This is a genomic window from Pelagimonas sp., assembly GCF_050633425.1.
In the GTDB taxonomy this organism is placed as follows: Bacteria; Pseudomonadota; Alphaproteobacteria; order Rhodobacterales; family Rhodobacteraceae; genus Pelagimonas.
This window is the reverse complement of record NZ_JBOEGM010000026.1, coordinates 89,075-109,064: the sequence shown is the minus strand read 5'-3', so window position 1 is coordinate 109,064 and position 19,990 is coordinate 89,075. Positions and strand designations below refer to the sequence as shown.

Annotated in this window: 18 protein-coding genes; 6 read left to right on the top strand and 12 right to left on the bottom strand. The window is 56.9% G+C overall.

What is annotated here, in order from left to right:
• Positions 1-13: 13 nt before the first annotated feature.
• Together rimO and ACRBB0_RS21550 are read right to left on the bottom strand one after the other, a co-directional pair.
• Complete coding sequence (gene rimO, locus ACRBB0_RS21555; RefSeq protein WP_431376535.1) at positions 14-1,384, bottom strand: 30S ribosomal protein S12 methylthiotransferase RimO; 1,371 nt, start codon at positions 1,382-1,384, stop codon at positions 14-16.
• A gap of 42 nt (positions 1,385-1,426) precedes the next feature.
• Positions 1,427-2,023 (bottom strand): LysE family translocator, encoded by a 597-nt coding sequence (locus ACRBB0_RS21550; RefSeq protein WP_431376534.1) that lies wholly within the window; start codon positions 2,021-2,023, stop codon positions 1,427-1,429.
• 93 nt (positions 2,024-2,116) lie between these two features.
• On the opposite strand from ACRBB0_RS21550, the gene ACRBB0_RS21545 reads away from it, so the two are divergent.
• Positions 2,117-3,010, top strand: a complete 894-nt coding sequence (locus ACRBB0_RS21545; RefSeq protein WP_431376533.1) for a LysR family transcriptional regulator — start codon at positions 2,117-2,119, stop codon at positions 3,008-3,010.
• Between the two features lie 51 nt (positions 3,011-3,061).
• Here ACRBB0_RS21545 and ACRBB0_RS21540 read toward each other — a convergent pair whose 3' ends face one another.
• Positions 3,062-3,661, bottom strand: coding sequence for a GcrA family cell cycle regulator (locus tag ACRBB0_RS21540; protein WP_431376532.1), 600 nt, complete (start codon positions 3,659-3,661; stop codon positions 3,062-3,064).
• A gap of 115 nt (positions 3,662-3,776) precedes the next feature.
• Here ACRBB0_RS21540 and ACRBB0_RS21535 point away from each other — a divergent pair, with 115 nt between their 5' ends.
• The gene (locus ACRBB0_RS21535; RefSeq protein WP_431376531.1) at positions 3,777-4,598 is read left to right on the top strand and encodes an ABC transporter permease; all 822 of its coding nucleotides are present in this window, start codon (positions 3,777-3,779) and stop codon (positions 4,596-4,598) included.
• Positions 4,599-4,611: 13 nt separating this feature from the next.
• On the opposite strand, the gene ACRBB0_RS21530 is transcribed toward ACRBB0_RS21535, so the two are convergent.
• The gene (locus tag ACRBB0_RS21530) at positions 4,612-5,490 is read right to left on the bottom strand and encodes a LysR substrate-binding domain-containing protein (protein WP_431376530.1); all 879 of its coding nucleotides are present in this window, start codon (positions 5,488-5,490) and stop codon (positions 4,612-4,614) included.
• Positions 5,491-5,591: 101 nt separating this feature from the next.
• Here ACRBB0_RS21530 and ACRBB0_RS21525 point away from each other — a divergent pair, with 101 nt between their 5' ends.
• Positions 5,592-6,806 (top strand): acyl-CoA dehydrogenase, encoded by a 1,215-nt coding sequence (locus ACRBB0_RS21525; protein ID WP_431376529.1) that lies wholly within the window; start codon positions 5,592-5,594, stop codon positions 6,804-6,806.
• Between the two features lie 82 nt (positions 6,807-6,888).
• On the opposite strand, the gene ACRBB0_RS21520 is transcribed toward ACRBB0_RS21525, so the two are convergent.
• The 5 genes from ACRBB0_RS21520 to ACRBB0_RS21500 form a co-directional block, all read right to left on the bottom strand.
• Positions 6,889-8,160 carry an amylo-alpha-1,6-glucosidase gene (locus ACRBB0_RS21520; RefSeq protein WP_431376528.1) on the bottom strand — a complete coding sequence of 424 codons (1,272 nt, stop codon included), beginning with the start codon at positions 8,158-8,160 and terminating at the stop codon, positions 6,889-6,891.
• 20 nt (positions 8,161-8,180) lie between these two features.
• Positions 8,181-9,221 carry an ABC transporter ATP-binding protein gene (locus ACRBB0_RS21515; RefSeq protein ID WP_431376527.1) on the bottom strand — a complete coding sequence of 347 codons (1,041 nt, stop codon included), beginning with the start codon at positions 9,219-9,221 and terminating at the stop codon, positions 8,181-8,183.
• A gap of 23 nt (positions 9,222-9,244) precedes the next feature.
• Positions 9,245-10,060 carry a carbohydrate ABC transporter permease gene (locus tag ACRBB0_RS21510; RefSeq protein ID WP_431376526.1) on the bottom strand — a complete coding sequence of 272 codons (816 nt, stop codon included), beginning with the start codon at positions 10,058-10,060 and terminating at the stop codon, positions 9,245-9,247.
• Positions 10,057-10,902 (bottom strand): carbohydrate ABC transporter permease, encoded by an 846-nt coding sequence (locus tag ACRBB0_RS21505; protein WP_431376525.1) that lies wholly within the window; start codon positions 10,900-10,902, stop codon positions 10,057-10,059. Before ACRBB0_RS21505 ends, ACRBB0_RS21510 begins: the two co-directional genes overlap by 4 nt.
• 95 nt (positions 10,903-10,997) lie before the next feature.
• Positions 10,998-12,263 (bottom strand): ABC transporter substrate-binding protein, encoded by a 1,266-nt coding sequence (locus ACRBB0_RS21500; protein WP_431376524.1) that lies wholly within the window; start codon positions 12,261-12,263, stop codon positions 10,998-11,000.
• Positions 12,264-12,522: 259 nt separating this feature from the next.
• Here ACRBB0_RS21500 and ACRBB0_RS21495 point away from each other — a divergent pair, with 259 nt between their 5' ends.
• Complete coding sequence (locus ACRBB0_RS21495) at positions 12,523-13,536, top strand: LacI family DNA-binding transcriptional regulator (RefSeq protein WP_431376523.1); 1,014 nt, start codon at positions 12,523-12,525, stop codon at positions 13,534-13,536.
• A 10-nt stretch (positions 13,537-13,546) separates the two neighbouring features.
• On the opposite strand, the gene ACRBB0_RS21490 is transcribed toward ACRBB0_RS21495, so the two are convergent.
• Positions 13,547-14,569: an AraC family transcriptional regulator ligand-binding domain-containing protein gene (locus tag ACRBB0_RS21490; RefSeq protein WP_431376522.1), complete on the bottom strand. Its 1,023-nt coding sequence runs from the start codon at positions 14,567-14,569 to the stop codon at positions 13,547-13,549.
• A 117-nt stretch (positions 14,570-14,686) separates the two neighbouring features.
• Between ACRBB0_RS21490 and ACRBB0_RS21485 the strand changes: the two genes are divergently transcribed.
• Both ACRBB0_RS21485 and ACRBB0_RS21480 read left to right on the top strand, forming a co-directional pair.
• A complete protein-coding gene (locus ACRBB0_RS21485) occupies positions 14,687-16,444 on the top strand; it encodes an acyl-CoA dehydrogenase (RefSeq protein WP_431376521.1) in 1,758 nt (585 codons plus the stop codon).
• 17 nt (positions 16,445-16,461) lie between these two features.
• Positions 16,462-17,268: a crotonase/enoyl-CoA hydratase family protein gene (locus ACRBB0_RS21480; RefSeq protein ID WP_431376520.1), complete on the top strand. Its 807-nt coding sequence runs from the start codon at positions 16,462-16,464 to the stop codon at positions 17,266-17,268.
• Between the two features lie 64 nt (positions 17,269-17,332).
• On the opposite strand, the gene ACRBB0_RS21475 is transcribed toward ACRBB0_RS21480, so the two are convergent.
• Positions 17,333-18,988 (bottom strand): tetratricopeptide repeat protein, encoded by a 1,656-nt coding sequence (locus ACRBB0_RS21475; protein WP_431376569.1) that lies wholly within the window; start codon positions 18,986-18,988, stop codon positions 17,333-17,335.
• A 57-nt stretch (positions 18,989-19,045) separates the two neighbouring features.
• Positions 19,046-19,957: a LysR family transcriptional regulator gene (locus ACRBB0_RS21470; RefSeq protein WP_431376519.1), complete on the bottom strand. Its 912-nt coding sequence runs from the start codon at positions 19,955-19,957 to the stop codon at positions 19,046-19,048.
• Between the last annotated feature and the right edge of the window lie 33 nt (positions 19,958-19,990).

The window sequence follows — 19,990 nt, the reverse complement described above, 5'->3', positions numbered from 1 at the left end:
TAGATCCTTTAGGTTAAACCAATTTACCCCACAGGTCGTATTCCCCGGCTTCATCTACCTCAACGGAAACAATTTGACCCGGCGAAAGATCGCTTGCGCCTTCGTCAATAAACAGGTTGCCGTCAATTTCCGGTGCGTCGGCTTTGGTGCGGCAGGTGGCGATGCCATCTTCGTCGACATCGTCAACAATCACATCCATGACTTTGCCAACTTTGGCTTCGAGCTTGGCTTCGGAAATCGCCTGTGCCTTTTCCATAAACCGATCCCAGCGCTCTTGCTTGACCTCATCGGGTACATGGTCGGGCAGGTCATTTGAACGCGCGCCGTCAACGTTTTCATATTGAAAGCACCCGACGCGGTCCAATTGCGCCTCGTCCATCCAATCCAATAGCGTTTGGAATTCGTCCTCGGTTTCACCCGGATAGCCTACGATGAAGGTACTGCGCAGGGTAATGTCGGGGCAAATGCCGCGCCATTCTGCGATCCGGTCCAAGGTGCGTTCCGCCGCCGCCGGACGCGCCATGCGTTTGAGCGTGTCAGGATGCGCATGTTGGAATGGCACGTCCAGATAGGGCAAGATCAAGCCATCCGCCATCAGCGGGATCAGCTCACGCACATGCGGGTAAGGATAGATATAATGCAGGCGCACCCACGCCCCGAGGCTGCCAAGGTCACGTGCAAGACGGGTAATGTGTTTTTCAGCCCCGCGTTCGCCATCTTTCCAATCAACGCCATAGGCGCTGGTGTCTTGGCTGATCACTAGAAGCTCCTGCACACCAGCCTCGACAAGCTTTTCGGCCTCACGCAGCACCGCCTTGTGGGGCCGCGATTGCAGCTTGCCGCGCATATCCGGGATGATGCAGAATTTGCACTTGTGATTGCAGCCTTCAGAAATCTTCAGATAGCTGAAATGGCGCGGGGTTAGGCTAATGCCACGGGCCGGCAACAGGTCAATAAACGGGTCGGGCGACGGTGGCACAACCCCATGCACCGCATCCAACACCTGTTCGTATTGGTGCGGGCCAGTGACCGCCATAACCTTGGGATGCACGCCGGTGATGTATTCCGGGTCCGCACCAAGACAGCCGGTCACGATGACCTTGCCGTTTTCCTGCAAAGCCTCACCAATCGCCTCAAGGCTTTCGGCCTTGGCGCTATCAAGGAACCCACAGGTGTTCACAATCACCGCATCGGCACCGGAATAGTCGGGCGAAATGCCATAGCCTTCGGCGCGCAGCCGGGTCAGGATGCGTTCGCTATCGACCAAAGCTTTGGGGCAGCCGAGCGAGACCATGCCAACAGTCGGCTGGCCATCGCGGCGCGTGTCACCAAATTGCGCACGTGGCGCAAGGTCGGGGCGGATATTGGGCGGATTCTGAACCATGCGGGCGTATAGCCTGCCCCCGGCGCTGTGGGAAGGGGGTCGTCAGGATTGCGCCCAGCGCCAAAGAAAGATACCCACTAGGAGGAGCAGAACACTGCCCATCACACGGCACATCATTGTCATGTAGGCGGGGTTGCGCAAAAGGCGCTGCATCTGCGCACCAAACACCGCCCAAACTCCAACCCCGATGAAACACAAAACGCTCCACACCGCGATCACCCAGACAAGGTCAAGTGATCCGGGCCGCAGATTGAACAATGAGAGCGCCGCAAGGATCGCGCCCCACGCTTTGGGGTTTAACCATTGCAACAACGCGCCCTGCGCAAAGGTTGGGATCGGTTGTTTCTGGGATGTGCCCAAGGCGTTTGGCCGAAAAAGCGGCATCGCAATATAAACGATCAACCCGGCCCCGGCCCAGGTCATCACATCTAAGATAACCCCACCAGTTTCCGGCATCTCCGCCATTCCGACACCAATGACCGCCAACAACCCTGCAAAACCAAACGTGGCCCCAGTCACAAAGCCTAGCGTCGGCCGGACACCATTTTGCAAGCCAGAGGCAAGGGTGATGATATTCACCGGGCCGGGTAAAAACGACATGGTAAACGCAAAGAGAGCGATGGGTAAAAGCGATGGCATGGAAGGTCCTCGGTTGACCCAACCAATCTATTGCGGTGACCACCTGCACCAAATAGGGTAACAATTGAATGCACTGATCAAAAAATCATATCAATGAGTATTGAACACCTCAAATCTCTCGGGGTCTTTGCTGAGGTCGCGCAACAAGGCTCCTTTCGCGGCGCGGCGCGCGCTTTGGGCATGACACCCTCGGCGGTTACCTACCATGTCCAATTGCTTGAACAGGCCGTTGGCGGGCCGTTGATGTATCGCTCCACCCGCAAACTGACCCTAACCGAAACCGGTGAACGTTTGCGCGACGCCGCAAGTAACATGCGTCACATGGCCGAAACTGGGCTAGAAGAGGCGATCAACGGCGATGGAACATTGCGGGGGCGATTACGCATTGCGCTTACTGTTTCGTTGTTGAGATCCCCGGTCTCAACCGCATTGGCGCAGTTCCAACGTGATCACCCAAACGTGGACTTGGATCTTTGCTACGCCGACACCGCACATGACTTGATTGCGGGCAAAATCGATCTGGCATTGCGGGCAGGGGTCTTGCAAGATTCGACATTGAAATGCACCCACGTCTGGGAAATGCCCCGCATAATAGTGGCCGCCCCGAGATTTCTGGCCGATCATGGCCAGATTGAGACCCTCGACGATCTCGCCCAAGCGCCATGGATCAAGCACAGCCATCTTGGCTCTCGTCGACGGCTCACGCATATCTCAGGCATTTTTCAAGACATTGAACAGGCAGGCAACCTCAGTGTCGACAACATAGAAGCCATGGTCGATTTGGCGACACATGGTATGGCTGTGGCCTCACCGCCCCGCCATTATGTGGCGACCCAGATTTCTGATGGCTCGCTTGTCGAAATCTTGCCCGACTGGTCCCTGCCTGCCATCCCCGTTCACGCTATTTGGCCTGGATCCAAAGTCGAAAAACCAATGACCAAGGCCTTTCTGGCGATACTGTCGCACCATACCAAGGCGCGAAAATGAAAACGCCCCGCCGAGATCGGCAGGGCGCTGTCTATTGAATGTCGACCGCGATTAGCGACGGCGGTCGCGGCGCGAGCTCATCGGCTGGAAGGCGACGCCGACATGGGCTTCGCAATAGGGCTTGCCCTGTTGAACCGGCAGACCGCAGAACCAGAAATCATCGGTCGCAGGGTCACCGACAGGCCATTTGCAGGTCCGTTCGGTCAATTCCATCAAGCTCAGCTTTTTGGCTTTCTTTTCGATCTCAGACACACGGGCCAAGGCCTCGGGTGAGATTTCATTGGCCGATGGCTGAGGCGGCAATGGCTGGCCGGCTGGGATGATTTGTTTGCGCGCTGGCAAAACAGCGGGCGTAGATGCGGCAGGCGCAGCTGCGGCAGGTTTTGGCGCGGCTGGCGCTGGCTTGGGCTTGGGCGCGGCTTCGGCGGCCTTGGGCTTGGGCGCGGCCTTGGGCTTAGGCTCGGCCTTGGCTTTGGGCTTGGTGTCCGCGGATCCGCCGGAACCGGCGCGGTTCGACAGGCCCAAACGGTGCACTTTGCCGATTACGGCGTTGCGGGTCACGCCGCCAAGTTCTTTGGCGATCTGGCTTGCGGATTGGCCTTCGCCCCACATCTTTTTGAGCGTCTCGACGCGTTCATCGGTCCAGGACATCGTGTATTCCCACTGAAAAAGCGGCCCGCAAGGGACCGCCTGTCGTTTCAAAGTTCGCCCTATTCTAATCATTGCGAAACAAGATACAAGGCGGGCAGCGAAACGAGGGGCATCAATGTCACAGACGAATCTAGAAAATCCGAGCTTTCACCCCGGTGATCGGCGTTTTGGCGCGGTCAATTGGCTGGGGCTCAAGACATTGGCCTTGCGAGAGACCTTGCGATTCTTAAACGTCTGGACCCAGACCTTGCTGGCACCATTGGTGACCGCCGGTCTGTTTATGTTGATTTTCACCATCGCCATCGGGGCCAGACGCGGTGACGTGATGGGGGTGGATTTTGCCACCTTTATCGCACCGGGCATTTTAATGATGACCGTGATCCAGAACGCTTTTGCCAACACCTCCAGTTCGTTGGTGATCTCCAAAGTGCAGGGCAACATCGTCGACACATTGATGCCGCCGCTATCGGCCTTTGAATTGGTGGTCGGGTATTTGGCCGGTGGCGTGGCGCGTGGTGTTTTGGTGGCGATTGCAATCGGGCTTGGGCAATGGCTTGTGCTTGGCATCGTTCCCGCGCACCCGTTTGTGGCGCTGGCTTTTGTGATCCTGGGGGCTGCGTTCCTATCTGCACTTGGCATTTTGGCCGGGGTTATTGCCAACAAGTTTGACCAGATGGCCGCGATCACCAATTTCATCGTCACACCTTTGGCGTTCTTATCCGGCACCTTTTATTCGGTCGAAGCCCTGCCGCCGGTTCTCTACCAAATCACCCACTTCAACCCGGTGTTCTACCTGATCGACGGCGCACGCTGGGGGATCATTGGCGTTTCAGACAGCGCCCCGCTCTTTGGGTTTACGGTGGCGCTTGGGGCGACTTTGGCGATTTGCAGTTTGGCTTGGTATTGGTTCAAAATCGGCTACCGGCTCAAGGCATAGGCACCCCAGCGCCTTACAGCCGATCTGCGCAGGCGACGCGCAACCAATCACGAAACGCTGCCAACGCCGGGTAATCCCCGGCGTTTTCCGGCCACACCAGATAATAGGCTCCGATGCTGACGGGGGCTGCCCCCGGCACGGCGACCAGGGATTCCCCATCAATATTCTGCGCAACGAGGTAGTCGGGCATCAAAGCCACCCCCAGACCAGCCTGAGCCGCACGAAGCATGGTCCCGAACTGATCCACCACCATCGCCGGACGCCCCGGTTCCGGCAGGCCCTGAGCTGTGAACCAATCGCCCCACGCCTGTGGGCGGGTTTCGAGTTGAAGCCGTGGAAGTGACGTTACATCCGCGCTTTGCAACAGCTCGGGCGCGGCGACGGCCAGCATCTGCTCGTCCCAAAGTTTCACGGCCTCAACATGCGGCCAGGCCCCCTGCCCGTGCTGGATGGCGGCATGCACATTTTCCTTGCTGAAATCGACGGGCAAAAAGCGAGTCGACATATTCAGCGTGATCCCCGGATGGCTGCGCAAAAAATCTGGCAGCCGCGGTGCCAGCCAATGGGTGCCAAAGCTTGGCAGGCTGGCAAGGTTCAGAACCCCGCCGTCCGGGTTGGTTTGCAACGCAATGGTCGCGTTTTGGATTTGCCGAAGGGCCACGCGGATTTCATGGGCATAGGTTTCCCCCTGCGCCGTCAAATGCAAACGCTTGCGGTCGCGCTCAAACAAGGGGCCACCGACTTGGTTTTCCAGTTTCTGGATTTGACGGCTTACGGCGCTTTGGGTCAGGTCCAACTCCCGCGCCGCATCCGTGACCGAGCCATGCCGGGCCACGGCCTCAAAGGCGGTGAGCGAGGAGAGTGGTGGTGTAAAGCGGCGCGAAGCAGTCACAACATTCCCTTTTGGAATGAACTCATGCCGGAAATTCGCTTTGCGGGCAAGGTTCTTGCGTTTACTTCATGACGAAACGCTCTTTCGAAAGGCAAAACCCCATGTCGTCGCATCTGTCACCCCAATCCCAACCCGGTCTGTCCAGTTTTTCCTGGGACGACCCTTTCTTGATGGAAAGTCAGCTGGCGGAAGACGAACGAATGATCCGTGACAGCGCCCGCGCCTATGCACAGGACAAGCTGATGCCGCGGGTAACGGATGCCTTTGCCAAGGAAGAAACCGACCCGGACATTTTTCGCGAAATGGGTGAAATGGGCCTGTTGGGCACCACGATCCCAGAAGAATACGGCGGGCTGGGTGCAGGATATGTCACCTATGGGTTGGTCGCGCGCGAAGTGGAGCGGGTCGATAGCGGGTATCGGTCTATGATGTCTGTGCAATCCTCTTTGGTGATGTATCCGATCTATGCCTATGGCACCGCTGAGCAGCGTCAGAAATATCTGCCCAAACTGTCCAGCGGCGAATATATCGGCTGTTTTGGTCTGACCGAACCAGATGCAGGCAGCGACCCCGGAAGCATGAAAACCACGGCCAAAAAGGTTGACGGTGGTTATGTTCTGAACGGGTCCAAAATGTGGATTTCTAACGCACCGATTGCGGATGTGTTTGTGGTATGGGCCAAGTCGGACGCCCATGACGGCAAGATCAAGGGCTTTGTTCTCGACAAGGGCACAAAAGGCTTAAGCGCGCCAAAGATTGAGGGCAAACAATCGCTGCGGGCCTCGATCACAGGTGAGATTGTCATGGACAATGTTGAGGTGTCTGAAGACGCGTTGCTGCCGAATGTATCGGGGCTCAAAGGGCCGTTTGGCTGTTTGAACCGGGCGCGCTATGGCATCAGCTGGGGGGCCATGGGCGCCGCTGAGGCCTGTTGGCACGCGGCCCTGCAATACGGGCTGGATCGCAAGCAATTTGGCAAACCCTTGGCCCAAACACAGCTGTTTCAGTTGAAACTGGCCAATATGCAGACCGAGATCACATTGGGCTTGCAAGCGTCGCTGCGGGTCGGACGGTTGATGGATGACGCCCAAGCTGCGCCAGAGATGATTTCAATGATCAAACGCAACAACTGTGGCAAAGCCCTTGAGATCGCGCGCCATGCCCGCGACATGCATGGCGGCAATGGCATCAGTCAGGATTTCCACGTGATCCGCCATATGGTGAACCTTGAGACTGTGAACACCTATGAAGGGACGCATGATGTACATGCGTTGATTTTGGGTCGTGCACAAACGGGATTGCAGGCGTTTTTCTGATCGGATGGCGGGGGGCTTATGCCCCCCAACGGCGCCACGGCAACGCGCCTCCCACGATGTTTTACCCAAAAGGGGCCGACGCCTAACCGGCGTCTGACTGGGCAATAAATTCGATGACCATAGCGGCGGTCCATGTGAAGCGGGTTCCGCCACATGGCTCACCGGTCATCGGGTCGTAATATTCGGCAAAGCCGCTCTTTTCGATCAGCTCAACGCTGCTGTTGGCGATCCGGCGGGCGACGTCGGTTTGGCCTGCGCGTTTGAGGCCATCGCTGATCAGATAGTTGACGATCAACCATGCCGGGCCGCGCCAGTACCGTTTGGCATCATAATCGGCGGCGTCCGGGTCATGGCTTGGCACCAGGTAGGACACTTTATTGGCCATGGCCGTCACACGATCTGCCAAGGCTTTGGCACGATGGGCAGGAATGGGGGCGAAGGCGGCGATCAAACCGCCAACAGACGGGCTGTCGATAAGTGCGTTTTGACGACGATCCTGGCACAGGTATTGGCCGTGTGTATCGCTCCAAAGGCTTTCCATTGCGGCAATCCCTCTGGTCGCCTGGGCGCGGGATTTCTCGGCGATCTCAATCTCGCCCAACGCATCGGCCAAGTCCGCCAGATCCATACAAGACCGCAGGAGAATGCCGTTAAAACCGGGGTCCACCACCTGAAATGGTGACGCATCGTGCAGTTTGGAATTGTCCCAGTTCAGGCTGCGGAACAGCTGAACCAACCAGATGTAACGCTCGTATTGCGCTTGGGTTGGGCGGTGGTCGGGATTGGCATGCTGCGTGTCTCGACGGGTGAAGGGCAGGACGCCGGTCGTGGGCACACGTTCAAACGCATCATCCCAATCAACGGAATTGTCGCGACCCGATTCCCACGGATGGAGGATGGCCACCAAGCCCGTGCCCTGGGGGTCGCGATTGGCGAAAAACCATTCATGCCATGCAAACACTTTGGGAAGCAGCGCGCGCGCCATGTCTGCGGCCAGCTCCTTGTCTTTGGCGCGATCAAACAAACGCTTGATGGCGAAACCGGCAACGGCGGGCTGGGTGATGCCAGAGGTCGGGACATCCCGCCCCGTGGCCCACACTTCGGGACCCGGAAAATAGCCATCATCCTCCTTGTGGAAAATGATGTGCGGAACCATGCCGTCTTCCCATTGGTGGGCCAGCAGGGTCTCAATCTCGCGCCACGCGCGAACTTCGTTGAAATGGGCCTGACCAAGCGCCGTCAGGCAACTGTCCCAATTCCATTGAAAAGGGTAAAGCCCGTGAGTGGGAACAGTGTAGGTTCCCAGATCATTTTCCTTCAGAATCTCTGAAGCGTTTTGCACAAGGGTTTGCATGTGGTGTGAATCCTTAAGCGTCATTGGACGGCATGTTCAGTTTCCGGGTCGAACCAACGGATGCGGTCCGGCGTCGGGGAAAGGGTCAGCGTATCACCGGGTGACACGCGCAGATCACTGTCGAGCACGGCGCGAAACAGCGTGCCATCAACCTCGGCCGTCACCAGCAAATGCGCACCAAGAGGTTCAACCACTTTGGCCTTTGCGGTGAGCCCCACCTCCGCCAACGTCATGTCTTCGGGACGGATGGCAAATTCCAGCGGTTTATCGGCGGTCGGGCCAGTCAGAGTTTGTCCAGCAACCGACCATTGACCACCGCCAAGCGGAGACGCGGGCAGGAAGTTCATCGGCGGGTTGCCAATAAAGCCCGCCACAAAGCGCTCGGCCGGATCGCGATAGACGTCGATGGGCGAAGCGGCCTGAACGATGCGGCCCTGATGCATGACGCTGATACGATCGGCCATGCTCATGGCTTCGACTTGGTCATGGGTCACATAGATTGCGGTGGTTTTGCTTTCGGCCAAAACACCTTTGAGCTCGGCCCGCATTTCCATCCGCAACAATGCATCAAGGTTGGACAATGGTTCGTCCATCAAGATCACATCGGGTTCCATCGCAAGGGCCCGCGCCACGGCAACCCGCTGACGCTGACCACCCGACAACTCACCCGAGTAACGTTTGAGCAATTGTTCGATATGCATCAAGCTTGCGGTCCGCTCAACGCGGCGTGTGACCTCATCATTGGGAAGCTTTTGCATCCGCAACCCAAAGCCAATGTTTTCAAACACCGTCAGGTGTGGAAACACCGCATAGTTCTGAAAGACCATCGCGATGCCGCGATCTTTGGGCGGCAGGTTGTCAATACGACGACCACCAATCCACACCTCGCCTTCTGTTTGTGTCTCAAGCCCGGCAATAATCCGCAGCAATGTGGACTTTCCGCAGCCCGACGCCCCAAGCAGAACCATAAATTCCTGGTCTGCAATGGTCAGGTTGATGTCGTTCAGCGCCTGGTAATCCCCAAACCGCTTGGCGACGTTTTTGATTTCGATAACAGCCATGTTTGTCTCCGAATTGGATGGGGTCAGCGGTTGGCAATGCCCCACATCGCAAAGAGGTATTTGCGAACGGCAAAGATAAAGATCAGCGCAGGCACCACGAGGATAAAGCCCCCCGCGAATTTCAGATGCAGCGGTGACGTGTCGAGATTCTGCAAGAGGAACGCGGTCAGGGTGCGGTTTTCAATCGTGAGAACCGCCGCCGCGAACACTTCGTTCCAAGAGATCACAAAGGCAAAGATCGCAGAGGCCGTGATGCCGGGCAGGATCAGCGGCAAGACGACCTTGTTAAAGGCGGTAAGCCGGGTACAGCCAAGCGTCCAAGCCGCCTCCTCCAGCTCAATCGGAATGCCCGAAAAGAGCGAGAACGTGATCAAAACCGAGAAGGGAATGGCCAATGTGGTATGCACAAGGGCAAGGCCAAACACCGTGTCATCCAGCCCGGTGCGAATGAACATCACAGCCAGCGGCAGAGCCAAGAGCGGCAATGGGAAGGCCCGCGTCAACAAGATCAACAGGCGAAACAGCCCTTTGCCGGGAAAGTCGAACCGCGACAGCGCATAACCCGCCGGGGCCCCGATTGCGATGGACATCACCATGGTCATGGCCGCCACAAGGATCGAGTTTTTCAGCGCCTTCAGCATCCCTTCGAAACCGGCAAAGAAGGACAGGCTTCCGAGGTCGAATTCAGGCAGAAACGGCTTGGGGAAACTGTTCACCGTTTCGGGCGACGACAGCGTGTTGATCAGCAGCAAGTAGAGCGGCACGATCACCCAAGCACATAGCAACACAACGGAGGCCGTATAAAGGAAACGTCCGCTGGAACGGGTTTCGGCGTTCATATCGTTGCTCCTTTCGGGACGCGCAGGGCGCGCATGATAACGAGGGTAAAGCCGATGGAGATGGCGAGAATGATCAAGGCCATCGCCGCCGCCGCTCCGCTGTTGAGCAAATCAAATTGATAGGCATATGTCTCGCCCATCAGGACGGGGAACAAGGTGCCGCCCAGCGCCGCAACCACCGCGAAAATCTCAAACGCGAGGATCACACGCAGCACCAATGCGGTTTGCAAGGACGGGCGCAACATCGGCAGAGTGATGCGGGTAAAGCGTTTCCACGGGCTGGCCCCAAAGACTTCGGCGGCTTCGTAATATTCCTTGGGGATCAGGCCGATGCCCGCCACCAAAATCACCAGCATAATCGCCGTTGCACGCCAGATTTCCGCCAAAGCAATGGCGAGGAAAACGATACCGGGGTGTTGATAGCTCAGGAAGTTCACCGGACGATCAACCACGCCAAGCCCCGTCATCATGGAATTCAGGAAACCGGACTGTTCAAAGATTGCCAGCCAGATAATCCCGGCGGCCAAATCGGAAATCCCCAATGGGATTGTCCAGATATAAAGGATCAGATCACGACCTTTTTGCATCCGTGACACCATGGTGGCCATCAACAGCGCCAGCGCCAATTGGACTGGAACAACCGCTGCCGCCAGCAACATTGTGTTCTTGAACGAGATCGGGAATTTCCAATGACTTGTTATGTCCTGGAAGTTCTTGAGGCTCCAACCGCCATCAACATAGAATGCCTGTTGTGCCACCAAAACAAAGGGATACAGGAAAAAGAGGCACAGAAACAGTGTGACCGGCAGGATCAATAGATAAGGGAGGTACCGCGCGTTCATGGCGCTGCTCCTGTGTCAGTTACATGGATTTTGTGGGGTATAGGGTGTCCGGGCCTGTACGTTAGCCCGGACAGTTTTGGTCTTAGAGTGTCGGTTTATTCAACCGGGCAGGCACCTTCGGAAGGTGCATCCGGGGCCCAGCAAGGCGCGCCGGTTTCATTCATGATCGCCGCCAAGGCACCTTTCTGGTCGTCCAGAACTGTACGGATGTCTTGGTTGGCCAGAACGATACGCTCAAATGTGTCGACAAAGACGCGATTGAACTCGCCGCCCTTGGAACCCAGACCGGCTGGAAGCAGACCAGGGTTGGCATCGGCGGACCCGCTCATCTTGGCAACAGCACCGCCAGCAGCCTGAACCGCCGGAGGCAGATCGCCCGGCAGTTCAACGTCGACCACAGGGAAGAAGTTGGTCGCACGCAAAGTTGCGAGCTGTGTTTCAGGCTTGAGCATGTGGGCAACCAAGGCTTTGGCGGCATCCATGTCAGGCGCGGTTTTCGGGATGCCGACACCGGCGATCACAGGCATAAAACCACGACCGGTTGGGCCAGCTGGCGCGGGGAAGGCAACAAAATCATCGGGACGTTCGTTAAACGCGGCGGCAAGGCGCGACGTGTGATCAAACGCGATCCAAACATCTTCGCTCAACAGCTGCTCCTGAAGGAAGCTGAAGTTGGTCGAAGCTGGGTTGGTGTGGGCCCAAAGCTTGCGGAAATCTTCCCACGCGGTCACCGCAGCGTCCGATGCAAAGCTACGCACAACACCGTTGGTGTAGGAAGGGTACAGGTAGCCTTGGAAGAAACGGTGCTTAAGACCCTTGGGGCCCGCTGGGAAGCCAAACTTGGCCTCGCCTGTTGCTTCATGGACGTTGGCCGCCCATGCAATCAATTGTTCATAGCTCAGGGCGTCGATGTCAGCACCTTCTGGCAAATGCTCAAGCGCCTTTTTGTTGGCCGCCATGATATAGCTGGCCTGCATCCAAGGGATGTATTGCGCGCTATCGGTGCCCAGTTTCGCCAGATCATTAAAGGTTTCCGAGGCGGACATTACGCCCAGATCGCCCAGATCAACCAGATCGTCAGCATTCATCGCCGAGAAATCGCCATGCAGCGCGCCCAAGACACCGATGGTGCCGGAACCGGCCTGCAATTCCGCTTGCAAACGTGTCAGCCATGGGCCGCCATCGTTTGGCTGGTAATCCACTTTGTCCTGGAAATCGCCCAGAACCTGTTCACGCATCGCCTGCGCTTCTTCCACTGGTTTCGCCTGCGTTGACCAGAACAGAACATCCGCCTGCGCGGCACCTGTCGTCAAAGCTACGGCCAAGGCAGTTGCCCCGGCAATCTTATATCCGAATGTCATGTCATCCTCCCGAGATGCATTTCTTCAATGCGGACCCTGTTTTCTGATGATCTGGGCATCAGACCTCCAAAACCGAGTCTCTGCGCCCATTTTGGTATATCGTTATACCACCTGTCAATTCCCTTTTTTCCACCCTCAGAGCCTCAGCGCTAACATTTGAGTTGAATTTCGGCGCAAAAATCGCCATGTCTAAGCGCTACTGATAGAACGCTGCACCGCCCCGAACCGCGCCCTTAACCGCTTGGAGATCCAGCACCGCATGTCGCAAAAACCCAAACTTTCAACCGTCGCCAAAGAGGCCGGGGTATCAACCGCCACGGCAAGTCAGGTGATGCGCGGAGCGGGGCGAATTTCGGATGCGACGCGAAAAAAGGTGCTCGATGCAGCGCATAAACTGCACTACGTCCCCGATGGGCGCGCCGCATCTATGCGCTCGGGGATCAACCGTGAAATCGGGCTGGTCATTCATCAAATCGCCAACCCTTTTAACGCCGAAGTCATCAGCGGCGTGAGCGATCTATTGGAAACCGAAGGTTTTTTGGTCTCTGTTCTCGACAGTCGCGACGATACGGAGCGGCAGCGCCGAAACATTCAGGCTTTTATCCGCAATGCACGTGGCGGCCTGTTGTGGGTGCCCGCGGATGACACCGATGACAGCACCTATGATTTGCTGCGCACCCACGGCATTCCAACCGTGACGTTTCTGCGCCACCTCCCCTCAGAACCCTTTGATCATGTTGGCATTCGCGACGCCGATGCCACAACAACCGCCACCACACATTTGGCGGATTTAGGTCATCGCCACATCGCGTTTTTGGGCGGTAAATCCCGATCTTTTGTTCGAACAGAGCGGATCGCCGGGTACACACGCGTAATGCAGGCTCGCGGTTTGGGCGCGCCAATTATTTGGGATACAGAGGATGACAAACTGGCCGGGATGGAAGCGCTGGTCGCCCTTCGCGCCCAGTATCCAGACGTAACCGCGCTGGTCTGTAACGGCGATATGGTGGCGATTGGAGCATCACTGGCCTTGCAACGTCTCGGGCTTCAGCCGGGCAAAGATATGTCTATTGTTGGCTTTGATGACGTTCAGGATGCAGCCGTAGCAACGCCTCCGCTCTCGACAATGGCCGTGTCGCCTTACCATCTGGGGCGCAAGCTCGCTCAGGTCATGCTGGACCGATTTCAGGCACCCGACACCCCGCCAACTGTGACCCAGGTCGCGGCAACTTTGGTGAAACGTGAAACCACAGGCCGGCCACCATCGGCATAGGATCAGGGCACTAGGGGCGCATTTCGGCCCTGTATTGGTTCGGCGTCAATCCCGTCCAGCCGCGAAAGGCGCGGTGAAAGCTGGCGGGGGACGCAAAGCCTGTATCTTGGGAAATGGCCTCAATGGTTTTCGCCGTGGTCAAATCCCGCAGCGCCATGTCGCGTCGCACCCCGTCTTTGATCGCTTGAAAAGATGTGCCTTCGGTTTTGAGACGCCGGATCAAGGTGCGCGGCGTCACATGCAATTGCCGTGCGGCCTGGCCCAGATCGCACTCAAGCCGCTCAGACATTAACAACAACTCACGGATGCGTAGCGGCAAAGCATGTTCACGCGAATTGGTGAAAATCCAATCCCGCGGGGCGCGTTGCAAAAAGCTTGGCATATCCGCTTCGCTGCGTGAAATCGGCAGATCTCCCAGGGACTTATCAAAACTGATCCAAGAGGTAAGTTGCCCGAAATGAATCGGGCCGGGGAATAAAATCGGGTAATCTTGGGCAAACTCCGGGCGCTCAAACCCAAAACCAACACCGCCTAGGGGAAGCTCTCGATGAGCAAGCCAAGACGCCACCCCATGCGCAAGTTTGAGCATCAACATATGCCCAAATCGGGACGTGTCGGCACCCGGTTCTGGGCGAATATGCAAAACCAGTTCGGTGTCGCTTTCCGATAGCTCCAGTTGATGATCATCCAGTAAAAGGTTCCAAAAGGTGCTAAAACGGTACAACGCAGCCCCAAGCGATGAAGCCCCCAGCACAGAAGAACACAGATGCTTTAATGCTCCTGTCCGAATGGTGCGGCTCCACAACCCCATCATTTCATCGCCTGTTTCCGCAGCAACAATTTGATACAATTGCACAATCTGATCATGAGTCACCCGACCACGACCATCCGCTTGATGGGGGCGCACTCCGCTTCTCTGGAGGAAATCCTCAACTTGATCTGGTTGACACAGCCGATGCAACGCCGCAACCCAGTCGTGAACAAACGCTTGGGAAACCGTTGGTAAAACCGTTGGGGAGGTGGCTGAGATCATGGCCCCAGCATGGCAAATTGTGTCACTTTTTGCAAATCATGTGTCCGCAAGAGAGATAGCGCCAACCGCCTCGCATCGCTAAACCCGCATCAACTTATACCGAATGAAGAGGCCTCTATGACATTCCGCGCGCCGGTTCAGGACATCACCTTTAACATTCAACATCTTAGCGGTTGGTCTGATCTAACCGCCCTGCCCGCCTATTCCGACTTTGAATTGGACGACGTGCAAGCAGTGCTTGAAGAGTTTGGCAAATTTTGCTCGGAGGAGATCGCGCCGCTCAACGCTTCTGGGGATGAAGTCGGGTCAAACTATGCCAATGGTAAAGTGGTGTTGCCCGATGGGTTTGCGGACGCCTATGGCAAATGTGTTGAGATGGGCTGGCCTGGCCTGCCCCACACCGCCGAGCATGGCGGCCAAGGCCTGCCCCGCGTTGTGGGCGCAGCCGCGACAGAAATTTTGAACGCTGCGAACATGAGCTTTGCCTTGTGCCAATTGTTGACGGACGGTGCCGTCGAGGCCCTGCTCACCGCTGGATCCGAGCAACAAAAAGCGGTCTATTTGGAAAAGCTCATCACCGGTGAATGGACCGGCACGATGAACCTGACTGAACCACAAGCCGGCAGTGATTTGGCATTGTTGCGCAGTCGTGCCGACCCAAACGCCGATGGCAGTTATACCATCACTGGCACCAAGATTTTTATCACCTACGGCGAACATGACATGGCCGAAAACACCATTCATCTGGTGCTTGCCCGCCTGCCTGACGCGCCCAAAGGTGTCAAAGGCATCAGCCTGTTTTTGGTGCCAAAATACATGGTCGGCGCAGACGGCGCACCCGAGGACCGCAACGCGGTACGCTGTGTCAGCGTCGAACACAAACTGGGCATCAAAGCCAGCCCCACAGCGGTTTTGGAATTCGAAGGGGCCACCGGGTTCTTGATCGGGCAAGAGCACGCCGGGCTGGAATACATGTTCACCATGATGAATGCCGCGCGTTTCGCCGTTGGCGTGCAGGGCATTGCCATTTCCGAACGCGCCTATCAACAGGCGCTGAGCTATGCCCAAGACCGGGTGCAAAGCCGCCCCGTTGACGGGACATCCCGCGACGCCGTTCCGATCATCAACCACCCAGATGTTCGCCGTTTGCTGATGCGGATGAAGGCGCTGACCGAGGGCAATCGCGCCATGGCCTGTGTCGCCGCGGCTTGGCAGGATCTGGGTCACCACAAGGGTGACAAACACGCCGCTGATTTATCGGAGTTCCTGACGCCATTGGTCAAAGGGTACAGCACCGAAATGGCGGTCGAAGTCGCGTCTTGTGGGGTCCAGGTGCATGGCGGCATGGGATTTATCGAAGAAACCGGCGCGGCCCAGCACTACCGCGACGCCCGTATTCTTCCCATTTACGAGGGCACAACCGCCATTCAGGCCAACGATCTGGTCGGGCGCAAAACTCTGCGGGATGGCGGCGTCACGGCGATGCGCCTTGCGGCGATGATTGCCGAAACGGAAACCAGCCTCGCGGCGGGATCAGAGGCGGCACGCGCCGTTGGCAAACGCCTGCTCGAAGCGCGAACCGATTTCGAAGATGTCGTCGCTTATATGCTCGACACGGCCAAGACCAATCCCAATGCGGCCTTTGGTGCCGGGGTCCCCTATCTGATGCTTGCCGGTAATCTGGTCGCAGCCTGGCAACTTGGCCGTGCTTTGCTGGCTGCTGAAACCGCCAAGGACCAAGGCGGCGATCCCGCCTTCCTCAACGCCAAAATCGCCACTGCCCGTTTTTATGCCGATCACATTCTGGTCGATACCGCCGCACAACGCGCCCGCATCGTAGAAGGGGCCGACGCCCTTCTCTCTGCTGTGTTTTGACCCGAAAGGACACTGAAATGACCCTAACAATCGACAAAGCCCGCTTCAAAAACCTTGACCTAGATGCCCATGATGATGGGGTCTGGGTGATTACAATGAACCGCGCCCACAAACGCAATGCGCTGGATCTTGATACCATTGATGAGCTGGTTGATTTCTTTTCTGTCGCCCCGCGTGCCGGGGTCAAAGCTGTGGTTCTCGCCGGGTCTGGTGATCACTTTTGCGCCGGTCTTGATCTGATCGAACACCATGACGCTGACCGTTCTCCGGCGGATTTCATGCATGTCTGCCTGCGCTGGCACGAGGCGTTTAACAAGATGGAATATGGTGGTGTACCAGTGATTGCCGCCTGTCAGGGGGCCGTGGTTGGCGGCGGGCTTGAGCTTGCCAGTTCGGCTCACATCCGCGTGATGAACGAAACCACCTATTTCGCGCTCCCCGAGGGGCAACGCGGGCTGTTCACAGGAGGTGGCGCAACGATCCGGGTCGCTGATCTGGTTGGCAAAGACCGGATGATCGACATGATGCTGACCGGGCGTGTTTACCACGGTCAAGAGGCGCTCGACCTTCATTTGGCCCAATACCTGGTCGAAGGCTCGGTGATGGACAAAGCGTTGGAGATCGCGCGGCGCACGGCTGAAAACCTGCCGTTGACCAATTTCGCAATTTGTTCGGCCATCAGCCACATGCAAAACATGTCGCCGCTGGATGCGGCCTATGCGGAATCGGTGGTCGCGGGTGTGGTGAACACACAGGCCCCAGCCCGTGAACGTCTCGCTGCGTTTGCCGATAAATCCGCCGCACGGGTGCGCAAGGACGGCTAAGTTCCAGCCCCCCGCAGCACCAATTGGTTTGCCCCCCAATTGGTGCTGCGGGGGGCAGGTCACTCTAGGCCGTCTCTAGCCCGGCAGCCACACGAAACCGATAGGTTTGCGCCACATCGTCTGGTGCCCGCTCTCTTAGAGCAATGAGATCTTGTGTCCGGCCCTGCTCAACATAAAGCGATGCAAGCGCAACCCAGCCATTGGCATCCGTCGGTTGAAGGCGGATTGCGGTCGCAAAATTCTCTTCAGCTTCCCCCAGCAGCCCCTGTTTGATGCACAGCTCACCAAGGATGATGTGCAACCGGTGATGTCGGTTTTCTATCGCCAAACCGGCTTCGGCCAGTGTCTTGGCTTGGGCAATCTCGCCCAGTTCAGCCAAGACACGGCAATGCGCTACGGTGGTGCGTGCGTTAAACGGCCCCTCGGCCAAGGCCGTTTCCAAGTGTGACCGCGCTTCTGTAAACGCGCCACGGTCGAGCAAAGTTTCGCCTAACAACGTCAACAAGAAAACCGAAGCATAGCCACGCTCAATGGCGTTACGAACAAGTTGTTCCGCCTCATCCTTTTGGTCCAGGCTTCGAAGCAGATCATAGAGCCGCTTGTAGGCATCTGTCCTTGTTGGCTCGACCTCGATCGCTTTCTCAAATGCCTTTTGAGCATCTGCATGCTTGTGCCCCCAAAGCATGACCACCCCGAGCGTGATCCAGTCAGAGGCACGTCTGTTATCAAGACGCCAACAAGACGTAACAAAGGCCTCGGTTTGGGCACGATCCCCGATCGCATTCAGACAATTCACCGCAACAACATGTTGAGGCAGGGCCGGTTGCTGAGTGGTCAAACACGGGCGCAATACCTCATGGGCACGGATCGGATCATTCATTTGATAGAGATAAGCGTTAGCAAGATTGATCCGCACCCAATCCGGGGCCTGCGGATTTTGCTCCAGCGCCTGCGTATACAAGGCGATTTCGGCCTCCCGGTCACCGACCTGAGCCATGCGAAACGCCTCAAAAGCTGGAGGCGGCACCGCATCGCAACGCGACGCCACAAACATCGGCTTTTTGCGCTTTGCGTAGAGAAAATGCCCGCCGCAATGCGCCAACTCTTGTCGCAGCAACGGGGCCCAGTCTTGCATCGCTGATGACGACGGGAAATCAAGATGTGCATAATCCAGATTGAAGACGTCGACGCCCCCATCGGCCAAAAACTCCCAATCCAGCGCGGGAGGAGGCGCGCGCCAACCGGACCAAATGCGCGCACGAAAGAGCGTCACTTTTCCATCGAAGTGCAACAACGGATTGGCAAAAATGGCCTGGCGCCCAGCCGCCAAAATTTCCTGCGCGTCCACCATGGCGTTTTTTATATTGAAAATCCGCCGATGCACGTCGGCGTCTTCGTCCAAGATTCCGACAAACGCCACCTTTTGCCCTGCTTGTTGCAACGCGACTGCGGTGGAAAAGGCGACTTGTCCACCAAAAGAATAGCCAAGCAAATGATATGGCCCCGTCGGTTGGAGCGCCATAATCTCCTTGGCGTGCTGTTGCCCCATCCGCGTCAGATCGGTTTCATAGGCGGTGCCATTCATAACACGCTGCATCATGTAGATCGGGCGGGTTCGGCCGAGATGCGCCCTCATGCGGCGGCCAAACTTTTCTTCGCCCATCAATCCCGGAGCGACAAAAAGGGGCTTGCGCCATCCGATACGCCCGACAGATCTCATCACAGTGGCATCCTTATTGCGAACGAGGCGTTCAATGCGAAACCGAAGCCCCTTTTGTCAAGCAGGGGCGGCCTTAATGGTGTCCCACAAAGTTTTCAGAGTGGGCTTTTTGTTTTCCACACTGCGATATAGGCGGACTTCCAGCTCTTCGACAAAGCTGTCGTCGCCGATTTGTTGCAACCGCCCGTCCTCAAGATCACCACGGCAAAGCTCTCGGGGCAACCAGCCCATGCCAAAGCCTTCCAGGATCATCGCTTTGACCGAAATCGCCAGAACATTGCGGTTCATTACCAGAATTTTAGGCCCTTCGATATGTTTTCGCAGCATCGCATCAACAACCGTTCGCAGGGCCGATGCGGTGCCATATGACAACAGGGGCACGGGCTTGTTCTGCCCTTTGCCCATATGAAACAGCGGCCCATCCCCCCCCGACTTCGCAACGGGAATAAAGTCGTCTCGGTTCAGAGTAACGTATTCACATTGGCTCGCCTCTAGCGGGGCCAAGAAATCCATCGTGGGATGCCAATAGGTCAAGATCACATCGCAATAGCCCTGCTGCAGCGCTGAAACGAACTGATCCGCCGCCCAGGATGTGGAATTGAGGTCAATATCGAGCCCACCTTCTTCGACCAGTGGCGCGATATGGGTCTTGTAATGGGTCATATAAAGCGACTGGGATGTCGCAAATCGAATGACATTTTCACCCGCGGCATCAATGATTTGGCAGCGTTCAATCGTTTCCTCATAGGTACGCAGCATGACCCGCGCCTGAGACAAAAACACCTCTCCTGCTGGGGTCAGGGACAGGGGCAAGGTTTGGCGGTTGATCAGTTTGACCCCCACCGTATCCTCAAGCGCGCGAATACGGCGCGAAAACGCTGGCTGAGAGACATTGCGCTCTTCAGCAGCGCGCGAGAAATTCTTCTGCGCAACCAATGCCTCAAAATCTCTGAGCCAGATGATGTCCAATTGCCGGGTATCCGTGTTGCCGAGGCTACGTCA

Coding starts and splice junctions, on each gene's coding strand:
- ACRBB0_RS21545 (WP_431376533.1), top strand. CDS start 2,117: ATGAGTATTGAACACCTCAAATCTCTCGGGGTCTTTGCTGAGGTCGCG.
- ACRBB0_RS21540 (WP_431376532.1), bottom strand. CDS start 3,661: ATGTCCTGGACCGATGAACGCGTCGAGACGCTCAAAAAGATGTGGGGC.
- ACRBB0_RS21480 (WP_431376520.1), top strand. CDS start 16,462: ATGACCCTAACAATCGACAAAGCCCGCTTCAAAAACCTTGACCTAGAT.
- ACRBB0_RS21520 (WP_431376528.1), bottom strand. CDS start 8,160: ATGCAAACCCTTGTGCAAAACGCTTCAGAGATTCTGAAGGAAAATGAT.
- ACRBB0_RS21475 (WP_431376569.1), bottom strand. CDS start 18,988: ATGAGATCTGTCGGGCGTATCGGATGGCGCAAGCCCCTTTTTGTCGCT.
- ACRBB0_RS21510 (WP_431376526.1), bottom strand. CDS start 10,060: ATGAACGCCGAAACCCGTTCCAGCGGACGTTTCCTTTATACGGCCTCC.
- ACRBB0_RS21485 (WP_431376521.1), top strand. CDS start 14,687: ATGACATTCCGCGCGCCGGTTCAGGACATCACCTTTAACATTCAACAT.
- rimO (WP_431376535.1), bottom strand. CDS start 1,384: ATGGTTCAGAATCCGCCCAATATCCGCCCCGACCTTGCGCCACGTGCG.
- ACRBB0_RS21490 (WP_431376522.1), bottom strand. CDS start 14,569: ATGATCTCAGCCACCTCCCCAACGGTTTTACCAACGGTTTCCCAAGCG.
- ACRBB0_RS21500 (WP_431376524.1), bottom strand. CDS start 12,263: ATGACATTCGGATATAAGATTGCCGGGGCAACTGCCTTGGCCGTAGCT.
- ACRBB0_RS21525 (WP_431376529.1), top strand. CDS start 5,592: ATGTCGTCGCATCTGTCACCCCAATCCCAACCCGGTCTGTCCAGTTTT.
- ACRBB0_RS21505 (WP_431376525.1), bottom strand. CDS start 10,902: ATGAACGCGCGGTACCTCCCTTATCTATTGATCCTGCCGGTCACACTG.
- ACRBB0_RS21550 (WP_431376534.1), bottom strand. CDS start 2,023: ATGCCATCGCTTTTACCCATCGCTCTCTTTGCGTTTACCATGTCGTTT.
- ACRBB0_RS21535 (WP_431376531.1), top strand. CDS start 3,777: ATGTCACAGACGAATCTAGAAAATCCGAGCTTTCACCCCGGTGATCGG.
- ACRBB0_RS21515 (WP_431376527.1), bottom strand. CDS start 9,221: ATGGCTGTTATCGAAATCAAAAACGTCGCCAAGCGGTTTGGGGATTAC.
- ACRBB0_RS21495 (WP_431376523.1), top strand. CDS start 12,523: ATGTCGCAAAAACCCAAACTTTCAACCGTCGCCAAAGAGGCCGGGGTA.